Raw genomic sequence first — 6,277 nt, forward strand, 5'->3', positions numbered from 1 at the left:
AACTGATGGTATTGATCAGCATTCCCTGATTGGGTATCGCCGCACTTCTTCCCTGCAACCTGGCTATGGCCGCCTTGGCCTCTCCCAATTGCTCGAAAATATCCAAATCCCGGTAATACTGTTCTTCTATAGGGAGTTCCGGAAGATTGTTCCAAGGTTTTGTTCTGTCGGGGTTAATGAGATACGCCATATTTTAACATCAAATTTTGGTTATTTTAATGTCAGAATACAAATGTGGCATTAAAATCTGTGTGGAACAAGTAGGTTGACATTAAATTTTTGAATTTTTAATGTCAGATGAAAAACCTGACATTAACATTGAGGTCAGTTTAAGCAGTTGGCATTAAAAAATGGGTAATTTGAGGTTAGATTTAAAGAGTTAATGCCACGACTTTGAGTCGTGGCATGAATACCTTAAGACCAGAGTCAGAAGCTTAAACGTACGAAAGCCATCTCGTCTTCCATATTTTCAAACACCCAGATTTTGCCATCTTTGGCGAAATGGCGGCTGGGGATTTTTGGTTAGGTTTCCATTGGAGTTTCTGAAAGTAATTGAAAACCCTTGTCCAACACAATTAAATATACTTCAGCGCCAGCGGGTTCCTGCTTTCCATCTAATTCCTTGTATTTCCTAAAGTAGGCAAAGCGGTAGTAAACCTGATTTTCTTTGTCCCATACCGGGGCAGTAAAGTTGATATCCTCTCCAAAATTGCGGTAAATACTAAGTCCGTCACCCCAATCATTCCAAACAGAAAAAAGCTTGATTTTGGTTGGGTGCTGATGGCAAAGGACAGGATTAAATCGGATATTTTTACTAGTACAATAGGTAATTTATCCGATATTTTTACTAGTATACTAGATAAATTATCGGATATTTTTACTATTATTGTTTGGGTAAGCTATTAAGATGAAAAGAAAGTTATATAAAAAGTTATTGCAGCATCTCCCAAAAAAGGAATTTACGATAGTAACTGGTGCTAGGCAAACAGGTAAATCCACCTTATTACATGACCTGAAATCATATTGTAAGGGTGAGGGTATTCCCGAGGTTTTTATTAATCTGGAAAACAAAACTTTATTGGCAGAATTGAATGACAATCCCTTAAATCTCCTCGCATATCTCCCAAGTCAAGAGAAAAAGACTGTTGTTTTTTTAGATGAAATACAGTATTTATCTGATCCCTCCAATTTTTTGAAATTGATTTATGATGAGTTCCATGACAAAGTAAAAATAGTCGCTAGTGGAAGCAGTGCCTTTTATATTGATTCAAAGTTTAAAGATTCACTTGCTGGAAGAAAAAGAATTTTTCATTTGTTGACCTGTGATTTTGAAGATTACTTGATGCTGCAGGGCAAGTCAAACCTTTGGGAGGAAGTAATCAGAATCAAAGAACAGCCTATGGCCAAAAGCCTTAAATTGGACTTGTTGCGCCTGGAATGGGAGGCGTATATGCTCTTTGGAGGATACCCGGCAGTAATCACAGAAACCTCCATTCCGGAAAAGAAAGAAATGCTGAAGGAGATAAGGGATTCGTTTATCAAAAGAGACATTGTCGAATCCGGTGTCCAAAATGAAGCAGTATTCTACCGGCTATTCCAGATTCTGGCATCACAAACAGGTCAATTGGTCAATGTGAATGAATTGAGCAACACACTCAAATCAAGAAACGAAACCATCCAAAACTATCTGGAGGTTATGGAAAAATGTTTTCACCTGACATTGATACGCCCTTTTTATGCAAATATCAGAAAGGAGTTGGTGAAAATGCCTAAGGGATTTCTACTGGATCAAGGATTGAGAAATTCCCTTCTCAATAACTTCAACCCCATTAACCAAAGGTTTGATAAAGGGGAATTGTGGGAACAGGCTGTTTTTAGATTATTGGCAGACAAATTTGGACTAGATGGTATCAGGTTCTGGAGAACAGCTGATGGTAAAGAAATTGACTTTGTTCTGCCTAATGAAAATCCTCCATTGGCAATTGAAGCAAAGTTTGATGAGAGATTGGCAAAAATCAAAAAGTACCAATTGTTTATAAATACCTATCCCGGTTTTAATTTTCAGTTTGCTACCATGCAACCTTGGTCGGAAGATTTTTTCAGGAGATTTATTTAATGAATATTGGACCCATCTATTATAAGACATTCCAAACAGGGTAATTCTTAAATCGTAAATCGTAATTCATCATTCGTAAATCCAAGCATCATCCATCCAACCACTCCTTCAACGCCCCCACCTTTTCCCTACTGACCAGAATATCATTGTCTCCACAATCGGAAAGCTTGATTTTAAGGCGGCTATTGGAATAGGTATGGATTTCGGTAATGGATTCGAATGAGGCGATGTACTTTCTATTAAGTCTGAAAAACTGTTTTGGATCCAACATGCTTTCCAATTGATCCAAAGTATAATCCAGGATATATTTTCTCCCGCTTCTGGTTTGCAGGAAGGTGACTTTCTCCTCACTGAAAAAGAAAGCTGTTTCGGAAGTCTGCACACTCTGGATTTTTTCCCCAAACTTGACCATAAAGCGGGATTTGTATTCCTTATTTTCCTTTTGCAATAGGGATTTCAGCTCAGAAATATCTACCTGCATTCCGATTTTCATCTGCCTGTATTTATTGATGGCTGCCCGGAGTTCCTTTGGATCTATAGGCTTGAGTAGGTAATCAACAGAATTCAGCTTGAAGGCCTTTATGGCGTATTGGTCAAATGCGGTAGTGAAAATAATCGGACACTGCACGGCTACTTTTTCGAAAATTTCAAAACTCAACCCATCTGCTAACTGTATATCACAAAATATCAAATCAGGATGGGGGTTTTTCTTAAACCAATCAATCGCCGATTCCACAGCATCGGGGTTTCCTACTATTTTGGCTTCCGGCATCTGTTCCAAAATCAGGTTTTCCAGTCTTCTAAATGCCGGACCTTCATCTTCTATTATCAGTATTTTCATTTTCCTTCCACTTTTAAAAGGGGTAAAACCACGATAAACTCAGTCGAGGATTCCCTGATTTCCGGCTTTTCCTTACTCAAAAGAGCATAGCGCTGCCTGATATTTTCCAATCCAATTCCTGATCCTTCATCGCTTGGGGAATTCTTAGGCTGGAGAATATTTCTGACGATCAAACGGTTATCTTCCTTTTGAATCATGATTTTCAAGGGCTTTTCTTTGCTGGCAATGTTATGTTTGACTGCGTTTTCTAACAACAGTTGTAAGGAAAGTGGCGGCAGGTAATAGCCTTGGGTCTCCTGTACATCGATAAAGTATTCCAGATTTTTCTCAAACCTGAGCTTTTGTAAACTGAGGTAATTCTCAGCAAAAACCAATTCCGCATCCAGATCAACCAGTTCTTCCTGCTGTACATCCAGCACATAGCGGTAGATTTTCGCCAATTGCTGTATAAATTCTGCAGAACGGTCGGCACTTTCATAGACCAGGTTACTCAATACATTGAGCGAGTTGAATAGGAAATGGGGATTCAACTGGTCTTTGAGAGACTGGTATTGACTTGCGAGCTTTTCGGAACGTAATTTTTCAGCTTCAATGGCTACATTTCTCCATTCCATCAGCCATCCTCTTGAAATAAATATGGAAATGATTATAAATGCGATAATGGTAGGCATGATAGTGTTTTCCAACATTCGAGACCAAGAAATATTATGGATATTGACTTCTTCCACAAGAACCAAAACCATACCCGAAATGAGGATAAAACTCACCACAAAGGAATAAACCATATAGGTAATTACAGTCGCCAAGAACCTTTTAAAGGGTTCCTTGATCCAAGAAATTCTCCCCTCAAAAAAATGGTCAACATAATACCCACCAAAACTTAAAGCTGATGACATCAAGAAAGAAAAAATCAGTTCATTTCTTCTGGAAACTAAACCCTCCCAGGAAAATAAGCAGGAAGGGCATTGAACTATAAGCAGTATGAAAACAATGCCAATATTCAACAAGATAAATTTCCAGAGTGACCTGAAGATACTATCGGAACTGAAAAGAGATTCTTGTTGCATGTTATGAGGCTTTTTTAAAGCTATTGAATTAGTTTATTGTTTCCAAAATTCCAGACCTGCCAAGTATTAAAAATCTGGCAGGTCCTTCCTCCTTAAACTATTGACAGGTTTCCTTTATCTGAAGCGCCATTTCCTTTCCCCAAGTTGGCAAAAGCGTCCCTTCTTCTTTGATAGCCCCTTCTTTCTCAAACAATTCCAAACTGGCATTGATCAAACCGCAGGCTTTTCCAGGACCCTGCCCAAAGAACTGCGCCATTCCCAACTCCATCTGACCAAGCATCATGATGGCCCTTGGGTTTTGCCTGTTCAAGTCAACGGCTTTGCCAAAAGTTTGCATGGCCACGCCAGACAAATGCTGCCCACGGGAGTTGGGATCAGCAGATAATTCACCCATGGTGACAAACCCTTGTAAAGCTACTATTTCAGAATTATTGGGAGATATTTTTGCTGCTTTATCCGCATGCTTTTTGGCTTGTGCAAAAAAGGCATCCTTTTCTTCCAATTCTCCTTGACTTCTGAATCCTGCGTTCACCAAAGCCAAAGCAGCATAGTAATCAGGCAACCATTCCTCAGGCACCATTTCTGAGATCCTGGAAAAGCCATTGGCTACTTTTTGAAGGTCTTCCGGACTTTTGGCAACTTTCATTTGTTGCAATTCTTTTTGCATTGCCTTTTCATAGGCTTCATTGGATGCTTGAGTTATCAAAGAAATAAGCATCATGACGATGAATGCTAAACTGTACTTTTTCATAATTTTATGGTTTATAAGTTATTTAAATTATTTGCGTTTTTGTCTTTGGAAAGGGTCAGGAAGATTCCCAAAAAAAGAAATCTAGGTGCCTGAAGCCTGATGGGCATGCCTTCATAAATTCCGTTTTCATTGATTTCATTGGCGTATTGGTATCCGAAAATATTGTCTCTCCCCAATACATTAGAGCAGGCCAAGTGGATAATCAAATTAGGTCTTGGCAGGTAACTCCAACCCAAACTCAGGTCTTGAAAGCTTTTCGTCTTGGCATTCATCTGTCCCGGCAGGTTAGGATTATCGTAGGTATAGCCATCGTTGAAGCTGAAGGACACGCCCAACTGGGACTGTAAGGGCTGAATGAAATGCTTAACCACTACCGATCCATTATGCCTTGGCGCAAAGCCCGGTTGCACCATTTCAGTAAAATGGGCAAACTGCCTCTTGCTGTCCACAAAGCTGTAAGTCACCCAGTAATCCGTGTTTTTGAAACTCTTCTGGTCTCTGTAAAAAAAATCCATGCCCCGAGCATAACCCTCACCGTTTTGCTGAATGTTGTCGAAGCCAATGGGCATAGGAAATAGTTGGGCCACTTCATAAGTGATGAGTTCCTTATAGTCTTTGTAGAATGCCTCAGCACGAACTGTTCTTCCATTTTTACTCAAAAAGTAATTCAATATCAAATGTTCAGCACGGGTATTCTGCAGGCTTTGATCCAATATGCGCAACTGCTCCACCGGCATCTGACTGAACTGTCCGGCAGCCAAGGAAAGTTGCCCCTCATGTTTAAATTTATACGCTATGGAAATTCTGGGATCCAACCAGGTTTGTTCGGCAAGGCTGCTGTTTCCAGCCCTTAATCCACCTCGTAAAATCAATTTATTGGACACATAATAATCTGCTTCTGTGAATAAAACGGTGTGGTGATCCTGAAAATCCCTGCTTAAATTCTCGGATTTCAATTGTTCTTCATACCTGTATAGGTAGGATTCCAAGCCTGTTTTGATGGAGAATTTATCCGAAAATCCTTTTATCGCCACCGCCTTGCTGTGCAAAACCTGGTTTTGGTTACGGACATTCAACTGATCCAATTCAAAGTCATCCACATTGTTGGAATAAGAAATCCCCCCATAATAGCTCCAATCATTTTTACCAACCTGTTTGAAAGACCCCTGACCAAAAGTGTAATGGTTTTGTACACCTACCAATTGGCCTCTGCCTTCTGAGCCAGGCATGGGTTGCCAGATTTTCATTCCACTGGATTCTGTATGGAGATAAGCTTTGACGATTCCGCTTTTTCCCCATCTCTGTCTGCCTGATACTTCCACATCCCAACCATAGGGAGCCCTTTCCCAATCAAAATTCTGCTTGATCAATGACTGATAGGGTGAAAGGTCAAAGTAATTGGCAGAAGCTGTCAAGCTGCTTTTTTCTCCGGCTAAGGTTTGGGTATATCCCCCACCAACAGACATAAGGCTGATATCACCTTGATTTCTTAATGGAAAGTC

At 40.0% G+C, this 6,277-nt stretch carries 6 protein-coding genes and 1 pseudogene; 1 reads left to right on the plus strand and 6 read right to left on the minus strand.

What is annotated here, in order from left to right; translation table 11 throughout:
* A pseudogene (locus tag EA341_RS18615) lies at positions 1-190 on the minus strand (Fic family protein); the annotation flags it as partial.
* A 332-nt stretch (positions 191-522) separates the two neighbouring features.
* A complete protein-coding gene (locus EA341_RS19050; protein WP_367127861.1) occupies positions 523-831 on the minus strand; it encodes a DUF4221 family protein in 309 nt (102 codons plus the stop codon).
* Between the two features lie 76 nt (positions 832-907).
* Here EA341_RS19050 and EA341_RS18620 point away from each other — a divergent pair, with 76 nt between their 5' ends.
* The gene (locus tag EA341_RS18620; RefSeq protein WP_293016680.1) at positions 908-2,116 is read left to right on the plus strand and encodes an ATP-binding protein; all 1,209 of its coding nucleotides are present in this window, start codon (positions 908-910) and stop codon (positions 2,114-2,116) included.
* A gap of 88 nt (positions 2,117-2,204) precedes the next feature.
* Here EA341_RS18620 and EA341_RS18625 read toward each other — a convergent pair whose 3' ends face one another.
* From EA341_RS18625 to EA341_RS18640, 4 genes are all read right to left on the minus strand, one after another.
* Positions 2,205-2,957 carry a LytTR family DNA-binding domain-containing protein gene (locus EA341_RS18625; protein ID WP_293016681.1) on the minus strand — a complete coding sequence of 251 codons (753 nt, stop codon included), beginning with the start codon at positions 2,955-2,957 and terminating at the stop codon, positions 2,205-2,207.
* Entirely contained in the window at positions 2,954-4,024 is a 1,071-nt protein-coding gene (locus EA341_RS18630) for a sensor histidine kinase (RefSeq protein WP_293016683.1), read from the minus strand. Before EA341_RS18630 ends, EA341_RS18625 begins: the two co-directional genes overlap by 4 nt.
* 97 nt (positions 4,025-4,121) lie before the next feature.
* A complete protein-coding gene (locus EA341_RS18635; RefSeq protein ID WP_293016684.1) occupies positions 4,122-4,775 on the minus strand; it encodes a hypothetical protein in 654 nt (217 codons plus the stop codon).
* An 11-nt stretch (positions 4,776-4,786) separates the two neighbouring features.
* Positions 4,787-6,277, minus strand: a 1,491-nt coding sequence (locus EA341_RS18640; protein ID WP_293016685.1) for a TonB-dependent receptor, incomplete at its 5' end; no start/stop codon positions are given.

The organism is Mongoliibacter sp. (assembly GCF_007692705.1).
Lineage (GTDB): Bacteria > Bacteroidota > Bacteroidia > Cytophagales > Cyclobacteriaceae > Mongoliibacter.

Bases quoted from the DNA above. Each gene is read 5' to 3' on its own strand.
- EA341_RS18620 (WP_293016680.1), top strand. From the start codon at position 908: ATGAAAAGAAAGTTATATAAAAAGTTATTGCAGCATCTCCCAAAAAAG.
- EA341_RS18625 (WP_293016681.1), bottom strand. From the start codon at position 2,957: ATGAAAATACTGATAATAGAAGATGAAGGTCCGGCATTTAGAAGACTG.
- EA341_RS18630 (WP_293016683.1), bottom strand. From the start codon at position 4,024: ATGCAACAAGAATCTCTTTTCAGTTCCGATAGTATCTTCAGGTCACTC.
- EA341_RS18635 (WP_293016684.1), bottom strand. From the start codon at position 4,775: ATGAAAAAGTACAGTTTAGCATTCATCGTCATGATGCTTATTTCTTTG.